This is a genomic window from Frankia sp. BMG5.60, from assembly GCF_059428125.1.
Genome location: NZ_CM182091.1, coordinates 3297517 through 3315207 on the forward strand (window position 1 = coordinate 3297517; position 17691 = coordinate 3315207).

Annotated in this window: 15 protein-coding genes; 7 read left to right on the forward strand and 8 right to left on the reverse strand. The window is 72.8% G+C overall.

The window, feature by feature from the left end:
- The first annotated feature begins 306 nt into the window (after positions 1-306).
- Positions 307-1167, forward strand: coding sequence for a hypothetical protein (locus tag AC5R91_RS13130; protein WP_495397431.1), 861 nt, complete (start codon positions 307-309; stop codon positions 1165-1167).
- Positions 1168-1644: 477 nt separating this feature from the next.
- Here AC5R91_RS13130 and AC5R91_RS13135 read toward each other — a convergent pair whose 3' ends face one another.
- Together AC5R91_RS13135 and AC5R91_RS13140 are read right to left on the reverse strand one after the other, a co-directional pair.
- Positions 1645-2901 carry an IS701 family transposase gene (locus AC5R91_RS13135; protein ID WP_495396546.1) on the reverse strand — a complete coding sequence of 419 codons (1257 nt, stop codon included), beginning with the start codon at positions 2899-2901 and terminating at the stop codon, positions 1645-1647.
- Between the two features lie 54 nt (positions 2902-2955).
- The gene (locus AC5R91_RS13140; protein ID WP_495397432.1) at positions 2956-3831 is read right to left on the reverse strand and encodes a LysR family transcriptional regulator; all 876 of its coding nucleotides are present in this window, start codon (positions 3829-3831) and stop codon (positions 2956-2958) included.
- A 210-nt stretch (positions 3832-4041) separates the two neighbouring features.
- Between AC5R91_RS13140 and AC5R91_RS13145 the strand changes: the two genes are divergently transcribed.
- The 6 genes from AC5R91_RS13145 to AC5R91_RS13170 all read left to right on the forward strand — a co-directional run bounded on the left by AC5R91_RS13145 (position 4042) and on the right by AC5R91_RS13170 (position 9478).
- Positions 4042-5520 (forward strand): amidohydrolase/deacetylase family metallohydrolase, encoded by a 1479-nt coding sequence (locus tag AC5R91_RS13145; RefSeq protein ID WP_495397433.1) that lies wholly within the window; start codon positions 4042-4044, stop codon positions 5518-5520.
- 8 nt (positions 5521-5528) lie between these two features.
- Entirely contained in the window at positions 5529-5876 is a 348-nt protein-coding gene (gene fdxA / locus AC5R91_RS13150) for a ferredoxin (protein ID WP_495397434.1), read from the forward strand.
- Positions 5877-5999: 123 nt separating this feature from the next.
- Positions 6000-7334, forward strand: a complete 1335-nt coding sequence (locus AC5R91_RS13155) for a DUF6986 family protein (RefSeq protein WP_495397435.1) — start codon at positions 6000-6002, stop codon at positions 7332-7334.
- 124 nt (positions 7335-7458) lie between these two features.
- Positions 7459-8577 (forward strand): inorganic phosphate transporter, encoded by a 1119-nt coding sequence (locus AC5R91_RS13160; protein WP_495397436.1) that lies wholly within the window; start codon positions 7459-7461, stop codon positions 8575-8577.
- Between the two features lie 107 nt (positions 8578-8684).
- Positions 8685-8951 (forward strand): hypothetical protein, encoded by a 267-nt coding sequence (locus AC5R91_RS13165; protein WP_495397437.1) that lies wholly within the window; start codon positions 8685-8687, stop codon positions 8949-8951.
- 209 nt (positions 8952-9160) lie between these two features.
- Positions 9161-9478, forward strand: a complete 318-nt coding sequence (locus AC5R91_RS13170) for a DUF3349 domain-containing protein (protein WP_495397438.1) — start codon at positions 9161-9163, stop codon at positions 9476-9478.
- A gap of 152 nt (positions 9479-9630) precedes the next feature.
- Here the strand turns inward: AC5R91_RS13170 and AC5R91_RS13175 are convergent, their stop codons facing one another.
- From AC5R91_RS13175 to AC5R91_RS13200, 6 genes are all read right to left on the reverse strand, one after another.
- A complete protein-coding gene (locus AC5R91_RS13175) occupies positions 9631-10041 on the reverse strand; it encodes a hydroxyisourate hydrolase (protein ID WP_495397439.1) in 411 nt (136 codons plus the stop codon).
- A 189-nt stretch (positions 10042-10230) separates the two neighbouring features.
- Complete coding sequence (locus AC5R91_RS13180; RefSeq protein ID WP_495397440.1) at positions 10231-11781, reverse strand: allantoicase; 1551 nt, start codon at positions 11779-11781, stop codon at positions 10231-10233.
- Between the two features lie 279 nt (positions 11782-12060).
- Positions 12061-13431: an allantoinase AllB gene (allB, locus tag AC5R91_RS13185; RefSeq protein ID WP_495397441.1), complete on the reverse strand. Its 1371-nt coding sequence runs from the start codon at positions 13429-13431 to the stop codon at positions 12061-12063.
- Complete coding sequence (gene pucD, locus AC5R91_RS13190) at positions 13428-15821, reverse strand: xanthine dehydrogenase subunit D (RefSeq protein ID WP_495397442.1); 2394 nt, start codon at positions 15819-15821, stop codon at positions 13428-13430. The genes allB and pucD overlap by 4 nt, the downstream gene beginning before the upstream one ends.
- Positions 15811-16470: a (2Fe-2S)-binding protein gene (locus AC5R91_RS13195; protein ID WP_495397443.1), complete on the reverse strand. Its 660-nt coding sequence runs from the start codon at positions 16468-16470 to the stop codon at positions 15811-15813. Before AC5R91_RS13195 ends, pucD begins: the two co-directional genes overlap by 11 nt.
- Positions 16467-17363 (reverse strand): FAD binding domain-containing protein, encoded by an 897-nt coding sequence (locus AC5R91_RS13200; RefSeq protein ID WP_495397956.1) that lies wholly within the window; start codon positions 17361-17363, stop codon positions 16467-16469. Before AC5R91_RS13200 ends, AC5R91_RS13195 begins: the two co-directional genes overlap by 4 nt.
- Positions 17364-17691: the final 328 nt, after the last annotated feature.

Genomic DNA, 17691 nt, shown 5'->3' on the forward strand with positions numbered 1-17691 from the left:
CTCCCCCCGTGTATGCAGCCAGCAAGACTTGGATGTTGGCGCTGCTACCGCGCCGTAGTCGAGTGTCTCAGGAGAGATCCGCCGGATGCAAGGTGGCTACGGTACGTATTCCATACCCTGGGGCGCCCATGTGGTTGCCACGTCGACTGTTGCGCCGAGCCCGTGCAGACGGCGGACGCATGACGCGTGATCACGCATCGTTGCCAGCCGCGCTGGCGACGGACGGCCAGCAGGCCGGAACCTCATCTCGAATTCACGCGAAAGAATATGTTGCCCACCCCTTTCCTGCCCCAGAAGGACATCGTTATGAACGGTGCCGAAGATCGGAGCCGTTGGGTCCGGATCCATGACGCCGTGACATTCCTGTGCACGGTCGGCACGAGCATCGTCAGCCTGGGTGACTGGACAGCCGGCCACGCCCAGTTGACCTGGCGAATCATCGCCGGCTGCCTGGCCGCCTACATGGTTCCCCTGTTCCTCCTCCGCGCCAGAGAAGCGATGCAGACGAAGAAGACGTCCAAAGAGGTCCTGGAAAAGAACATTCTGGACGTCACATCCCGCCGGGCGTCACTCAACGAGGAGCGGGTAACCGTGGAAATCCTTATCGGTTCGAAGGACGAGGAGGACCGCATCAGCGAGGAGGTACAGGTGATTCCCAAACCTCAGGTAGTCGATCGGCTGGTGAGACCGATCCTGCCCTACGGATCAAGGCATCCTCGGCGACTCGCCGCCATATCATTCAGGTGCCAGGTGGACGACAGCGACGACGGACCCGTGGTCGTCCGCCAGGAACCGATCCCGACGCCAGAGTTCACGGGGGTGTGGCTGATCTTCAATCCGGCCCTGACGAAGCCGGCGACCTGGCGCTTCGAATACCAACCGAAGGGGCTGTGGAGTGACCTGCGCGCCAAGGACGAGGATCTTTTGGTATGGAACGACACCATGCCGTACGGCGGAAAGTCGCCGATGGTCGACTTCCGCATTCGATTCATCTTCGCCGACGCCGGCTACCGACCCGGCGTGCGGGAGCAGAACGATTTCGGTATAACCGGCACGCCGACTCGACGCAGCACCGGCGAGTGGGTGATCGAATGGAATGATCCACATCCCCTGGGTAGACGCTACCAATGGACTATCACGCGGGCACGAATCATCCCGCCGTCATAGCGCAGACAGTCCGTCCACCATTCCGGATGCCCACGAAGAGGAAATAATGATCAGGACTGCAACCGTCACCGGCTCGCCGAAGAAGGGCGGAGAGGGCGGAACGAGGGCACTCGTCCCAACGGCCTCCGTCCGTCCGACAGAAGCACATCGCGCCGGCCGGGGCGCGGCCGGCGTCCCTGCTCGTAACCGTCCGCACCGAAATGTCGGTGGGGCAAGGAACCGGAGAGGATGCCGGACGAGGCGGGACCGGACAGCCAGAAGTCGGGCAGGCGAGGATTCGGCCTGCTCCGGCTGCGGCACTCAGGCGGAACCGCCCGGGGGCCGGGTGAGGCCGACGTCGAGGGCGACTAGTAGGACTTTGTTAGGTGACTCCAGCCGGTTTGACTGATGATGGTGCGTAGGATTGGTGGCAGGTGCGGCAGGCGCCGGTCCAGACGTTGAGCAGGGTCTGGAGCGTGCGGAGGACTCCGTAGAGGGTCAGGCCGGCGCAGGGGCTTTTGGGGTTCGGCGTAGCTGCGTGCAGAGGGCCTGGGCCAGGGAGGTGAGGGTGACGTGGCGGTGCCAGCCGTCGAACGAGCGGCCTTCGTAATGGTCGAGCCCGAGGCCGTCCTTGAGCTCGCGGTAGTCGTGTTCGATCCGCCAGCGCAGTTTCGCGAGCCGGACCAGGCGGCGTAGCTGGATGTCCGGGGGCAGGGTGGACAGCCAGTAGTCGGTGGGTTCGCCCTGGCCGGGAGGCCATTTGGCGAGCAGCCAGCATTCCGGCAGGACGCGGTCGGTGTCGCGGGTGACGCCCCGGGCGGCGGGGCGAACCCGCAGGGCCAGGAACCGTGAACGCATCACCGCGGCCGGGTTGTCCGGACCGTGGTGGGTGCCACGCCGCCAGGTCACCCACCGCGCCTGGCCCCGTCCCGCGGCCAGGACCAGCGCTTTCAACGTGCGGGGCGGGTCCGGGTAGGCCGGCACGGGTGGACGGCCGTTCCCGGAGTAGGCCGCGCACACGGGTTCGGCGGTGGCCGGGTGCGCGGTCGCGGTCGGGGTGACCCCGACCGCGTAGACCAGGCCGCGGTCGGTGAGGCCCTGGCGGAACAGCGCCGAGTCGCCATAACCGGCGTCGGCGAGCACCGGCCGGGCGGGCACACCCCAGCCGATGACCTCGTCGAGCATGTCCAACGCCAGGCGCCACTTCTCCCGGTGCCGCGCGACGTCGGGGATCTGCGCCCGGGCACGGCGGGCCCGCACCGTGGTGGCCTCGTCCGGGTCGTCGAGCCCGGTGTCGTCCCAGCTGGCGGGTAGGAACAGCCGCCAGTCCAACGCGGCGGACGCCCAGTCCGTCGCCGCGTGCACGGACACCCCGACCTGACAGTTCCCGACCTTCCCGAGGGTGCCGGAGTACATCCGGGCCACCCCCGGCGAGGCCGAGCCGTCTTTGGCGAAGCCGGTGTCGTCGAAGACCAGCGCCTCGGGCTGGACGAACTCGACCGCCCACCCGGCCAGCCGGCGGCGGACCTCGCTGTACTCCCAGGTCGAGTTCCGCAGGAACTGCTGCAACCCCTGATGATCGACCCCGAGCCGCTCGGCCATGGGCTGCAGGCTCTTACGCTTCCCGTCGAGCATCAGCCCACGGACGTAGAGCTCGCCCTTCGCCCGCTGGTCCTTGCGCGGTAGATCGGCGAGCATCCGTGCCGCGAACTCCTCCACGACCGGCCGCACCGCCGCCATCTCCTCCGGTGTCACAGCAGGCAGCCAACCAGAAGCGGATCCGCACCTCGAAACCAGTCGATCAACGATCTAACAAAGTCCTACTAGCAGGTCGACGAAGCCGAGGGCGGCGGGGGTGAAGGCGGCGCGGGCGTAGGCGACGACCTCGCGCAGCGGCGGCTCGGCGAGGTCGACCCGGTTGGCGGCGAGATCGTTCGGGACGGCGGGCTCGGGGACCAGCGCCGCACCGAGCCCGGCGGCGGCCAGCCGGGCCGCGGCGTCGACCTGCCGCGTCTCCACCACGCCCCGCGGGGTGAAGCCGGCGGCCGCGCACGCCTCCCGCACCAGCTCGGACAGGCCGTGGTCCGGGGCGTAGAGGACCCAGTCCTGGTCGGCGAACACGGCGAGTGCGACCCCGGCCCGCCCGGCGCGCGGGTCGGCCTCGGGGACCACGACGACGAAGCGCTCGTGGCCGAGCCAGCGGACCGGCCCCGCCCAGGTCGCCGGGCGCGGGCCGATGCCGACGTCGGCCTCGCCGCCCGCCATGAACGCCTCCAGCGTGCGGCGGTCGGGAAACTCGGTGATGCGCAGGGAGATGCCGGGGTGGCCGGGCCGCCAGCGCGCGACCGCCCGCGGCAGCACCCAGGTCGCCAGCGACGTCACGGTCGCGACGTGCAACGCCCCGCCGCCGTGGCCCGCGGCAGCCCGGGCTCGCGCCACCGCACCCTCCGCGGCGGCGACCGCCGAGCGCGCGCCGTCGAGGAACACCCGCCCGGCCGCGGTGGGGCGCACCCCGCGCGACGTCCGTTCCAGCAGGATCACGTCGAGCTGGCGTTCGAGCGCGCGGATCTGCTGGGACAGCGAGGGCTGGGCGATGTGCAGGCGGGCGGCGGCCCGGGTGAACGACTCCTCCTCGGCGACCACGATGAAATAGGCCGCCTGGCGAAGGTTCAGCCATCCCCGCATGCCCGTAGTTGTATCCCCCGTCGATCTCCGGAACCCCTGGCCGCCGAGACGCCCATAGGCGAACCTCTATCGCGCACTGGCCGATTGCGTCTTGGACGGGCTCGGCGGCGGTGACGGACGATCGGGCGGAACGGTTCGGCTCGCCGACGACGGTGTCGGCCGCGACGCCGCCCGACGAGCGGCGTCCTGGCGCACGGGACGCGGAGGAGCATGTCCGAGGGCAGCGTGCGGGACGGGATGGCAGCCGGCGCGGGACGACGGGTGACCGTGCTCGCGGGCGGCCGGGTGATCGACCCGGCGAACGGTGTCGACCGGATCGCGGACGTGGTCTGTGTCGACGGCCGGATCAGCGCCGTCGTCCCCGCCGACGAGGCGGACACGCACCGGGCCGGCGAGGCGGATGCGCACCGGGCCGGCGAGGGCGAGGACAACGGTGGGGCGACGGTCGTCGACTGCCGGGGCCTGATCGTGACGCCGGGGCTGATCGACCTGCACACCCACGTCTACCCGGGGCTCGGCGACTTCTGCGTGCACCCGGACCGGGCCGGCGTCGACGTCGGCGTCCCGGTCGTCGTCGACGGCGGCACCTCCGGCGTGCGGACCTTCGGCCTGGCCCGGGCCTTCGTCGAGGGCCCCACCGTGCGGACCCGGGTGCTCGCCTTCCTCGACCCGTGCCTGCTGTACCTGGCGACGAAGGACTTCCTCGCGCACCGGCTCGAGATCGCAGGCGATCCCCGCAACCTCGACCTCGACGCCACCGCCGCGACCGTCGAGGCGCACCGCGACATGATCGTCGGATTCAAGGTGCGGGCCACCGTCACCGACGACCCGCGGACGTCCCCGTTCCTGGAGGGCGCGAAGTCCATCGCCGGCGATCTGCCGATCATGGTGCATCTCGGCCGCTACCCCTACACGCCGAGCCTGGCCAACCTGGACGCGGTCGCCGCCCTGCGCCCCGGCGACATCGTCACGCACGCCTTCCGCGGCCATTCCGGGATCCTCGTCGACGACGACACCGCCGTCGACGGGCGCTTCGCCGCGGCGGTCGAGGCGGGCCTGCGCCTCGACGTCGGGCACTCCGGTTCCGACTTCCGCTTCGCCGCGGCCCGGGCGCTGTTCGACCTCGGCTACCTGCCCACGACGATCAGCACCGACCTGAACCTGTTCAACACCGCCGGCCCGGTCTGGTCGCTGCCCGAGACGATGTCGAAGATCTGGGCGCTCGGGGTCGACCTCGTCGACGTCATCGCGATGGCCACGGCCAACTCCGCGGCGGCGATCGGGCGGTCGGCGCAGCTCGGTTCCCTCGACGTCGGCCGAGATGCCGAGGTCAGCGTCCTGCGAGTGGAGACGGCCGAGTTCTCGTTCACGGACGGTTTCGAGGCCATCTCCCACCCGCGCCGGCTGACCCCGGTCGGCTGCCTCCGAGGGGGCATTTGGTACAAAGCGACAGGGCAGTTCGGACCGGGTTACGGAGTTGACCCCCTCGAGTCCGGCGAGCTGAGCGATGATGGTCCGGGCGCGGGAAGCCGGACGTCCCCCACCGAGACCGCCGCCGCCGGTGCCGCGCATCGACCCCCCCGATCGGTGCGCCCAGCGCCGGCGGCGGCTTCATTCCCGGCCGCCCCCGCACCCCCGGCCGACGCCGTATCCCCGCCCGCGCCCGCGCCGACCGCTGGTCGGGGTTGAGCGCGCCGATGGTCTACGTCATCACCGCGGCCTGCATCGACGTCACCGACCGGTCCTGCGTGGACGAGTGCCCGGTCGACTGCGTCTACGAGGGCCGACGCAAGCTGTACATCCATCCGGAGGAGTGCATCGACTGCGGCGCCTGCGCGCGGGTCTGCCCCGTCGACGCGATCGCGTGGGAGCGCGACCTCGACGGCGACGGCCACGCCCACCTCGGCGACGCGCACGCGTTCTTCTACCGTCCCCTGCCCGGTCGGCCGAAGCCGATCGGCGCCCCGGGTGGCGCGAACGTTCTCGGGCCGGTGGGCGTCGACACCGCCATGGTGACGGCCGCCCGATCGGCGGGACGCGGATGAGCGTGTTCTACGACAGGCTGGTCGTCGGCCTGGAGCTGGCCCGCGCCGCCCTTCCGCCGGTGGAGGCGGGTACCGGTGAACGTCCACCGGCGCCCTGAGCTGCGAGGGCCGGAGACTGGGGTAATGCCGACGCTGCCGCCCGATGTCGTCGCCCGACTGACCGCCGCCCTCGACCCGGTCGACGCGGCCCTCGCCGCCCGCCATCCGGGTGACACCGGCGCCCGCCAGCCCGTCCACACCTGCTACCTGCCGGCCGATCAGATGGTCCCCGACGTCGTGCCGGCCTGGGGCGAGCGGGCCCGCGCCCTGCTCGCGGCGTACGGCGCCGACCCGGCGACCCTTGCCGCGGCGACCGGCGGCGACCCGCGGGCCGAGATCGCCGCGGCCGTCCACGCCCACACCCGGCGCGTGCTCGTCGCCGAGCCGATCCAGGACCTGCGGGTCGACCTGGAGGACGGCTACGGCCTGCGGCCGGACGACGCCGAGGACGCCGACGCCGTGCGCGCGGCCGGGGCGCTGCGCGCCGCCTCCGCCGCCGGGACCCTGCCCGCCCGCTACGGGCTGCGGCCCAAGTCGCTCGACCCGCTGGTCCGCGCCCGCGGGCTGCGCAGCCTCGACCTGTTCCTCACCGCGCTCGTCGGCGACGACTCCCCGCCGCCCGGCCTGGTGCTGACCCTGCCCAAGGTCAGCCACCCGCGGCAGCTTCGGGTCTTCGCCGACGTCCTCGGTGAGCTGGAGCGGCGGCTCGGGCTCGACCCGATCGGCCTCGAGGTGCAGGTCGAGACGCCGGCCGCCGTGCTCGCCCTGCCCGAACTGGTGCGCACCGGCCTCGGCCTGGGCCCCGGACGCCTCGTCGGGCTACACGTCGGCACCTACGACTACTCGGCGGCACTCGGGATCACGGCCGCGCACCAGGCCAGCGACCATCCGGCGGTGGAGTTCGCCACGACGATGATGCAGCTCGCGGCGGCCGGCACCGGCCTCGACGTCGCGGATGGCTCGTCGAACCTGCTGCCCGTCGACGGCGACGAGCGGCCGGGCGCCTGCGGCGACGACGTGCGCCGCGCCTGGCACCGGCACGCCGAGTTGGTCCGCCGCGCCTGGCACCGTGGCCTCTACCAGGGCTGGGACCTGCATCCCGGGCAGTTGGTGAGCCGGCACGCGGCGGTCGCCGGCTGCCTGCTCGCCGGGCTCGACGGGGCGCTTTCCCGGCTGGCCGACTACGCCGCCGCCCGGCAGTCCGGCGCGGTCGCCGACGAACCGGCGACCGGGCGGGCCCTGGCCGGGCATGTCCTACGGGCGTTGGACGCAGGCCTGCTGGACGACCCGCGGCTCGCCGCCGCGGGCCTCGACCGGGCGACGGTCACCCGCCTGGGCGGACGGCGGAAATCCGACGCGACCACCACCGACGGCCAGGCATCACTCAATAAACCAACCGGCGGAGGTTCTTTGCATTAATGGCCGGTGAACGGCAGCGAACATCATTCGATGCCCTGTTCTGGATGTTCCCGACGGGTCGACATCAGCCCACTTCGGGTCTACAACAGACAGCGTGAACGACGGCATCCTGGTTTTGGTAGTCATGACCGCGCTGGCCTTCGACTTCACAAACGGGTTCCATGACACCGCCAATGCGATGGCGACCTCGATCGCGACACGGGCACTGCCCCCCAAGGTTGCCGTCGCCCTGTCCGGTGCACTGAATCTCGTTGGTGCTTTCCTGTCGCTCAGCGTGGCCGCAACGATTGCTAGCGGCCTGGTCAACACCCATCTCGTGACCCTGACGGTGGTGTTCGCCGGCCTGGTAGGGGGCATAACCTGGAATTTGCTGACCTGGTTCTTCGGAATACCCTCCAGTTCCTCTCACGCCCTCATCGGTGGGGTCATCGGGGCGACCATGGCAGCCGCCGGCACGGATGGCGTCAAATGGCACGGAGTCGTCTCGAAAGTAATCATTCCGGCCGGTCTGTCCCCGGTGATCGCCGTCCTCATCGCGACCGTGGGAACCTATCTGATCTACCGACTCAGCCGCGGTGTCCCGGACCGGCCGCGCAGCCACGGATTCCGGATCGGCCAGATCGGGTCGGCGTCGCTCGTCTCGCTCGCGCACGGTACGAACGACGCGCAGAAGACGATGGGCATCATCACCTTGGCTCTCATCGCCAACGGCACGGTGGACGCCGGGTCCGAGGCGCCGTTCTGGGTGATCCTGAGCTGCGCGATCGCGATCAGCCTGGGTACCTACCTCGGTGGCTGGCGGGTGATCCGGACCCTCGGCAAGGGGTTGGTCGAGATCGACTCTCCGCAGGGCATGGCCGCCGAGTCGTCCTCGGCCGCGACGATTCTGCTCTCCAGCCACTTCGGTTACTCGCTGTCGACAACCCACGTGGCGACAGGCTCGATTCTCGGCACCGGCCTGGGACGCAAGGGCGCCGAGGTGCGCTGGAGCGTCGCCGGCCGGATGGCGACCGCGTGGCTGCTGACCCTGCCGGCCGCCGGACTCGTCGGCGCCGGGTGCTACGGGGTCGCCCAGGGCATCGGCGGCACCCCCGGCGTCGTGATCGTCTTCGCGCTGCTCGTGATCGGATCCGTCCTGTTGTACCTGCAGTCCCGCCGGACGCCGGTCAGCCACCACAACGTCAACGACGAGTGGGACGGCGGCAAGGCCTCCGCGGAGGACAAGGAGTCGGTGGCGGCCTGAAGGGCACAGGGCACGCGCGTAGGGCGCCTTCCGGACGGGACGGTGTTGGCCGCCCGTCGGGCGACCTTGGGTGACGACCGGTGGAAGTGACGAAAGGAGAGGCGGGCATGGATTCCTGGATCGACCTCGACGCCCTGTGGAAAATCGTCGTCATCGGCCTGCTCGCCGGGGCGGGGCTGCCCGCGCTGTTCGCAGTCGGGCTGCGCGCGGTGAGCCTGCCCGGTCGCGACGGCGGCGCCCCCACCGCGGCAGAGGCCGACAGCGAGCGCATCATCGGGACGAGCCCGCTGGGCATAACCGCCGGGGTGCTGTGCTTCGCCGTGGTGCTGGCCGCGATCGGCTGGGGTATTTACTCCATCGTCGCTGGAACGTGATGGTGTCGCATGGAACGTGATGGTGTCGCATGGAACGTGATGGTGTCGCATGGAACGTGATGGTGTCGCATGGAACGTGATGGTGTCGCCAGGAACGTGATGGTGTCGCCAGGAACGTGATGGTGTCGCCAGGAACGTGATCGGGCTGGGCAGGAACGTTGTTCTTCGGTCCCCGGAGTCGCCCGGGAGGTGAAGGAAGGGTGAGTGGCGTGTCGTTGCCTCCGTTGCTGGCATCGGTCATTCAGTGGCTGCGAGCCGGATATCCGGATGGCGTCCCCGAGCACGACTACCTTCCGTTGTTCGCGCTACTGCGGCGCAAGCTGACCGGGGACGAGGTGACCGCGATCGCCGACGCCCTGACCACCAGTGGTGACTCCGCCTCGGCCCTGGCGATCCGCACGGCGATCGCCGACGTCACCCACGACACCCCGTTGGAGGGCGACATCGCCCGAGTCAGCGCCCGGCTGGCGGCCGGCGGGTGGCCGCTGGCCTCCCCGTCCCGCCCGCGGCCCGCCACCGAGACCTGACGGCCCAGCACCTCGGCGCCGGGCAGCCCCCACCGGGCTCACGTCGCCCCACCGGCTCACGTCGCCCCGCCGGCCCCGTGCCACCTCTGGCCCCGTGCCACCTCCGGCTCCCTCTCGGGCCCATGGCCGCCGGGGCGGCGGCGCGCCTCGCGTCAGCTACCGCGGTAAGTCGAGTAGCCGAACGGCGCCAGCAAGAGCGGGACGTGATGGTGATCCGCCGGGTCCATGACGTGGAACGCGATGCTCACCTCGGGGAAGAACGCCGAGCGGGCGCTGGTGTCGAAGACGAGCCGCCAGGGGCCGGGCGCGGTCAGCGGCAGCCCGCCGACCCGCCCGTCGGCATCGGTGACCGCCTCGGTGACCACGGTCCAGCCGGTACCGGTCCGACCAGCACCGGTCCGACCAGCGTCGGTCTGGGCAGCGTCGGTCTGGGCAGCGTCGGTCCGGCTGGTCTCGCCGACGCCGGCGGTAATCGGGCGAGATTCGCCCCGTTCGAGCCGAACCGGCACCCCCGCGGCGGGCCGCCCCTGCGCCGTGTCCAGAACGTGTGTGGACAGTCCCATCGCGCCTCCCGTCCAGTCCCCTGCCCCGTTGCGACCAGTCCCCGTTACGGTCCTCTCGCCAAGATGCCGGACGAGCCAGTTGCTGGAGCTTGGTGACCGTCCTGCTGAGAGAAACCGTCACCAACCTCCAGCCATCGAGTCGGTGGGCGCCGGGCCCCGATCACCGGCCCGCATCACCGCCAGCGCGGGCTACGCCCCGGTGATCAGGTGCCGGATCCGCAGGGCAGTGATCTCCGCCTGCTGGCCGGCGGCGATGCGCAGCTCCTCGTCGGGCTCGTGGGCCATCCGCTCCTGAAGCAGGGCGAGCATCTCCTCGGCGCCGCGTCCCGCCGCCCGGACCAGGAAGATGTAGCCGAAGCGCTCCTCGTAGGCGGCGTTTCCGGTGACGAACTTCGCCTTGATCTCCTCGGGGGCCTCGTCCATCGCCGCCTGCTCCCGGCGGGGGGCGTCGAGGGAGACCACCGACGCGCGTGCCGTCGTCGGCGGCGCGGGGATGCCGGTCGGGCGCTCCCCGATCCGGGGATGCGCGGTGAACGCCTCGAACCACGCCGACTCCGGCAACCGCCACCATTCCTGCTCGGCGGCGGGCAGGAGGGCGGCCAGGGTGCCGAACGGACGGCGGGCCACCACCGCCTCGGCCCAGTCCTCGGACTCGCAGCAGGCCAGCAGCTCCTCGCGGGCGGCGTCCGGCGAGAGTGCGTCGAACCAGCGCATGGCCAGCGCCTCGCGCCCGATGGCGGTCGGCACGCCGGTCAGCCGCAGCCGGGCGAGGCCGCCGTCGGGGATCGCGTCGACACGGACGTGGGTGGCCCGGACGGGCACCTCCAGGTCGAACAGGTGCCGGGTGTTGGGCTGCACCCGCGTGCGCGGCAGCAGCGGAACCCACTCGGTGATGGCGCTGATGTCGGCGGGGTCGAGCAGGTCCGGGTAGTCCGCCGCCCACAGCTCGACGGCCCGGGGGGAGTTGCCGCGGAAGTGGCGGGTGTCGACCTCGGCCCGCACGATCAGGCCCTGCGTCGTGAGGCGGACCGCCGCCCAGTCGTGCCCGGTGCCGCGGCGACGCCGGGTCTCCCAGCCCTCCCCCATCGCCCGGGCCTCGCCGGAGGCGTTGAGATTGTGCCGGTCGCCGTAGTGCATGTCGCTGGCGGCCACCACGACCCCGCCCAGGTAGGCGGCGGCAAGGTCGGAGGTGACCCGGTCGAGCAGGCGCGGGTCCGGCACGACCGTGCCGTGCACGCGCAGCCGGGCGACTCCGCCGTCCGGATGGATGGTCAGCCGCAGGTGGGTGATGCGGAGGCGGCCCTCCTCCGCCACGGGCAGCACGTTGACCGCGTCGGCGGCGATCGGCGTGTGCGGGACCAGCTCCACCCAGTCGACGGCGTCGTCGGCGACCTCCGCGGCGGACGGGTAGCCGGCGACCGTCGCCCCGTGGATCTCGACGGCCTCCGGTGCGTTGCCGGTGAAGTGGGTGGTGTCGACGGTGATCGCGTGGGCGATCCCGGGCGCACCAAGACGGACGATGGCCCAGTCGGCCCCCGGCAGGTCACGGCGGCGGCGGGTCTCCCAGCCGTCGGTCCACTGGCCCCGTTCGGTGAACACGCCGGGGCGCACGATGGGCGGCTCGGGCAGCAACATCCGCTCCGCGAACGCGAAGAACTCGTCGTTGACGGCCACGACCGTGCCGCCGGAACGGGCTGCCGCCAGGTCGACGAGGTTGGTCAGGTCGGGCTCGTCACTCATCGGATCCTTCTCTCGGGTCGAGCGGTGCCACCTGCGGCGACCGGCTGCTGAGCGGCTGGCCGGACGGCCGCCGGGTCGCCACCGGCGTTGGTGGCGGCGACCCTGCGGGCAGGCTGGGTCAGCACGTTTGCGGGACGCAAAGGGTACGTCCCGTCGACGCCTGCGGCTGGTCCGGGTCGGCGTCGCACGGCCGGACGTGGGGGCCCGTCCGCGCCAGCCGCCGACGCGGCCCGTGGCGGCGGGAGGGGTCCCCCGGCCCGATCGGCGGAGATGGCCACCTCACCGTGCCAGCAGGCGTCCCCGCGGCGGGCGGTCACCGTCCGCACGCACCCCCCGCAGATAGGTTGCCCGGACGACTCCGTCGAGGCTGCGTCCAGCGTAGGGGGTGAGCGGGTGGCGATGCCGCAGCATGGACGGCTCGACCAGGAACGACGCATTCGGGTCGAAGACAACGAGGTCGGCGTCGGCACCGACGGCGAGCCGGCCCTTGCCGCGCAGCCCGGCGAGGGCCGCGGGGCCCGCGCACATCCAGCCGACCACGTCGGCGAGGGTGTGCCCGCGGGCGCGGGCCTGGGTCCACACCGCGGGTAGCCCGATCTGCACGGACGCGATACCGCCCCAGGCGGCCGCGAAGTCGCCGCTGTCGATGTGCTTGACCTCCGGAGTCGACGGCGAGTGGTCGCTGACGATCCCGGTGAGCAACCCCGCCGGCATCGCGTCCCACAACCGGTCCAGGTTCGTCCTGCCGCGGATGGGCGGGGCGCACTTGAACACCGTGGCCCCTTCGGGGACCTCCTCCGCGGTGAACGTCAGGTAATGCGGGCAGGTCTCGGCGGTCAGCGGCAGCCCCTCCTCACGGGCGGCGAGGATCTCGTCGAGCGCGTCGACGGCGGACAGGTGCAGCACGTGCAGCCGCGCACCCGTCGCCGCGGACAGCGCCGCCAGCCCCGCCACCGCCTGCGTCTCCGCCGCCGCGGGCCGGGAGGCCAGCCAGCTCGCGAAGGCCCGCCCGGCCACCGGCGGCGCCGCCGCGAGGACGGCGGGCGACTCTGCGTGCACGACGGTGAGGGCGCCCATCCGGGCGGTGTGCCGGGCGGCGGCGGCCAGCACCTCCATCGAGACGTGCGGGAACTCCTCGACCCCCGACGGGGCCAGGAACGCCTTGAAGCCGAAGACGCCGGCGTCGTGCAGGGCGGCCAGGTCGGCGAGATTGCGGGTGTCGGCACCGATGATGCCGCCCCAGAACCCGACGTCCACGGCGATCTGCCCCTCGGCCACGGCCCGCTTGGTCGCGAGCGCCGTGAGGGAGGTCGTCGGCGGAATCGCGTTCAACGGCATGTCGATGATCGTGGTGACGCCGCCCGCCGCCGCGGCGCGGGTCGCGGTCGCGAAACCCTCCCACTCCGTCCGACCCGGCTCGTTGACGTGCACGTGGCTGTCGACCACACCGGGTAGCAACGCCAGGTCGCCGAGGTCGGTGACCAGGGCGTCCGCCGGCACCTCGGTGGGCTCGGTGATCGCGGTGATCCGACCGTCGGCGAGGTGCACCGCCGCGGGCCGCTCGCCGTCGGGCAGGGCCACCCGACTGGACCGCAGCACCTGCGGCCGCTCCGGCAGGCGTGCCGGCGCATCCGGGGGGTACTCACTCATGCCGTCGAAGCACCTCCAGCCGGGTCGACGCCGGCGCGGGTCGAGACGTCGACGCGGGTCGGGATCTCGGCGCGGGTCGAGACGTCGACGTGGGTCAGGAGGTCGACGAGGTCCTGCGGGCGCACCGGGACCCGCCGCAGGTCCCGCCCGACCGCCGCCCGGATGGCGGCGACGATCGCGGGGGTGGCGGTGCAGGTCGGCGCCTCTCCGACGCCCTTCACCCCGTAGGGCGCCTCGGGCTGCGGCTCGGTGACTGCGACGAAGTCCAGGTCGGGGACGTCCGCGATGGTCGGCAGCAGGTAGTCATGGAAGGTCGGGTTGACCACCACCCCGTCGACGGTGATCAGCTCCTCCATCAGCGCGAGACCCAGCCCCTGGGCGGTGCCCCCCTCGACCTGGCCGCGCAGGGACAGCGGGTTGAGCACGGTGCCGCAGTCCTGGGCCAGCGCCATCGACACGACCCGGACCAGGCCGAGATCGATGTCCACGTCGACGACCGCGCGGTGGGCCGCGCCGGCGAACGCCACGTGCGGATCGCCCTGACCGTCGGCGTCCAGCGCGGTCGTCCGCCGGTGGTGGAACGTGTAGTCGGCCTCGATCGGACCTTCGGCCAGGGCGTCGGCGATACCGACGCGCAGCCCGGCCTCCACGCCGACGATCTGTCCGGCGGCGATCCGCAGGGTGCGCCGGGGGGCCTCGACGACCTCGGGCGGCAGGTCGGCGGCCCGCGCGACCCGGGCGAGCAGCCGGTCTGCGACCGCGACGCAGGCACCGCGCACCGCGCCGCCGCTCATCCAGGTCTGGCGGGAGGCACTGGTGGAGCCGGCGCTGCCGACCGCGGTGTCCGCGGGGGCGAGGACGACCTGTTCGACGCCGAGCTCGGTGCGGGCGATCTGCCCGGCGATGGTGACGAAACCCTGGCCGACCTCGGCGCAGGCGCTGTGCACGCGGACGCGCGGCGTGCCGTCGTCGGTCAGGTCCAGCCGGACGCGGGCGGCCGAGGAGTCGTCCATGCCCTCCGAGAAGAGGAGGTTCTTGTAGGCAAGGGCGTAGCCGACGCCGCGGCGCACCCGGCCCGGCTCCACCGCGGCAGGCAGACCGCCGGGCAGGGCCAGGCCGGTGACGTCCGCGGCCGGCGGCGGGGGCAGCGGGCGGGCGGCGACGAGCTGGATGAGCTCACGCGCCGGCAGCGGGGCGCCGAGCACCTGCCCCGTCGGCAGGACATCCCCCGGTCGGACGGCGTTGCGGATCCGCAGCTCGACGGGGTCCACGCCGAGCGCGTCCGCCAACCGGTCCATCTGGGCCTCGTGACCGATGGTCACCTGCGGCACGCCGAATCCCCGCATGGCCCCGCAGGGCGGGTTGTTGGTCCGCACGGCCACCCCGCGCAGCCGCGCGTGGGGAACCCGGTAGGGGCCGGCGGCGTGGGTGACCGCGTTCGCGAGCACCGCGGGGGAGGACGACGCGTAGGCGCCGCCGTCCAGAACGACGTTGGCCTGGACGCTGACCAGCTCGCCGTCGGCGGTCGCGGTGTGCCGGAACCACATCCGGGCGGGATGGCGATGCGGATGGCCGAGGAAGGACTCGACCCGGTCGTAGGCGATCCGCACCGGCGCACCCGTCACCCGGGCCAGCAGCGCGCCGTGGATCTGGAGGGTGACATCCTCACGCCCCCCGAACGCACCCCCCACGCCCGCCAGGGTGAGGCGGACGAGGTCCTCCGGGATGCCCAGGCAGGCGGCGAGCTGCTCGCGGTCCGAATGCAGCCACTGGGTCGCGACGCGCAGGTCCACCCCGCCGTCGACCGCCGGGCTGACCAGGGCCGCCTCCGGTGCCAGGAACGCCTGGTCCTGCATGCCGACCACGTAGCGGTCCTCGACGACGACGGGACCGTCGGCCCCGGGCTCGCCGTGCCGGATGTCGATCTCGCGGAACAGGTTGCCGGCGGGGTGCAGGGATTCCGCATCCGCGGCCAGCACCCGCTCCGGGTCGGTTGAGGGATGCAGCGGCTCGTAGTCCACCTCGATCGCGGCGAGCGCGCGGCGGGCGGTCGCGGCGTCGACCGCGGCCACGGCGGCGACCGGCTCCCCGGCGTAGCGCACCTCCGTGGCGGCGAAGACCGGCTGGTCGGCGACGATCAGCCCGTAGGTGGCCACGCCCGGCACGTCGGCGGCCGTGACCACGGCGGCCACCCCGGGCAGGCGGCGGGCCGCCGCGGCGTCGATCCGCCCGAGGCGGGCCCGTGGATGCGGCGAGCGCAGCGTGCGCGCGTGCAGCATCCCCGGCACCCGCAGGTCCCCGGCGTACCCGAATACTCCGCTCGCCTTGTCTGGTCCATCCGGGCGACGCACCGACCGCCCGATCCCACCGCTCACGACCTCACCCCCCATCCGGACCCCCGTCAGGGTGACGCTGGGTCTCCCCAGATGAGTGAGCATCCCCCGAGCGGAGGACGGCGCGCTCAGCCTGGACCGCCCGCACGGCGGCGAGGATGCGGCCATAGCCGGTGCACCGGCAGATGTTGCCGGCCAGCGCCTCGCGGATCTCCTCCTCGTCGGCGTCCGGATGGCGGGTGAGCAGATCCGTCACCGCGACCACGAAGCCCGGGGTGCAGAAGCCACACTGCACCGCCCCCTCGGCGAGGAACATCGCCCGGACCGCCCGGGCCAGCCCCGCGCCGCCCAGCCCGGCGACGGTGACCACCCGGGTGCCGTCGGCGTCCGCGGCGAGCACCGTGCAGGACGCCGCGAGCCGGCCGTCCAGCAGCACCGAGCAGGCCCCGCACCGGCCCTGCTCGCATGCGTCCTTCACCGAGGTCACCCCAAGGGTGTCCCGCAACACGGTGAGCAGCGAATCCCCGATCGAGGCGCCGTTCACCGTGCGCAGGAAGCCGTCGACGTTCAGCCGGTAGCTCTCGCCACCGTCCGCCCCGGCCTCCCCGCCGCCGGCACCGTCTGCCCGGTCCACCCCGTCCGCCCCGTCCACCCCGTCCGTCCCCTCGGCCCCAGCGTCACGGCCGTCCGCGGACACCGCGGTCACGGCTGCCTGCCGGCAGCGGAATCCCCGACGGGGCCGCCGGCGGGGGGTGCGGTCACATGGAGGCAGCGGGCGAACGCCCGACCGGCGAGCACCCCCGCCGCGTGCCAGCGGTACTCCGCGGAGCCCCGCGGGCCCGCGGGCAGCGCGGGAGTGATCCGGGTGGCCGCCTCGACGACCAGGTCGCCGAAGCGTCGGGCCGCCATCGGGGACACCGTCCCGGTCGACCAGTCGACCTCGTCGCGTGCGTACCGCTCGGCCGCCCCCATCCGGGCCGGCAGCAGGCCCACTCCACCGATCGCACACGTCAGCCGGTGGCGTACCCGGTCCACGAGGACCGCGCACGAGACCACCGCTGGATACGCGGCCTGCCGATCACCGATCTTGAGGTAGACCTGCGGGCCGCCCGGACGGGCCAGCCGCACCGCCGTGACGAGGGCGTCCGGGGCCAGCCCGTCGGCGAGGAAGCGTGGCAACGGCAGCCGGTCCGTTCCTCGGGGCGAGGCGGTGAACACCTCGGCGTCGGCGGCGGTCAGGAAGGTGAGCAGGTCGCCGGCGGGTCGCGCCGACCCCAGCGCACCGCCGACCGTGCCGGTGTTGCGGATCTGGACGGAGCCGACAACCCGGGCGGCCCGGGCCAGGCCGGGCGAGAGCGACCAGCCCGCCAGGTCCGTGTAGGTCACCCCCGCGCCGATCGTCAGGCTGTCCGCCCCGGCGCCGCGGACCCGCAGTTCGAGCACCCGGCGCAGCGCGACGACCACCTCCGCGGCACGCTCCCCGGACCGCAGTGCGGGGACCAGATCGGTGCCACCGCCCAGCAGCGCCACCGCGGCACCGGAGTCGTGCGCGGTGGCGAGCATCTCCACCGCCTCACCGACCGTGCGGGGCCGGAACATCGCGGACGTCGTCCCGCCGGCGGTCACAGCGACCACGCCCACCGGGACCGCTGCCGGCGGGAGCACGCCCGCCGGGACCGCGTACGCCGGGCCATGAACCGCACCCGCCCGATCGGACCCGCGGCGGGACATCCGGGCGGGCTCGACCGGCGGGATCGGCCGGCGAGCCGAGGGGCGGCGGGGCAGGCGGACGAACGGTGCATGGCAACCGACCCTAGAGGCGGAAAGTTACAATGATGTTCGACCACGCAGACGCTCCGTGAGGCCGCCCGATCGGGCCGAGAACCGTTGCACCCCGCCCCACCGGGGCAGTCGCCGCATCCGACCG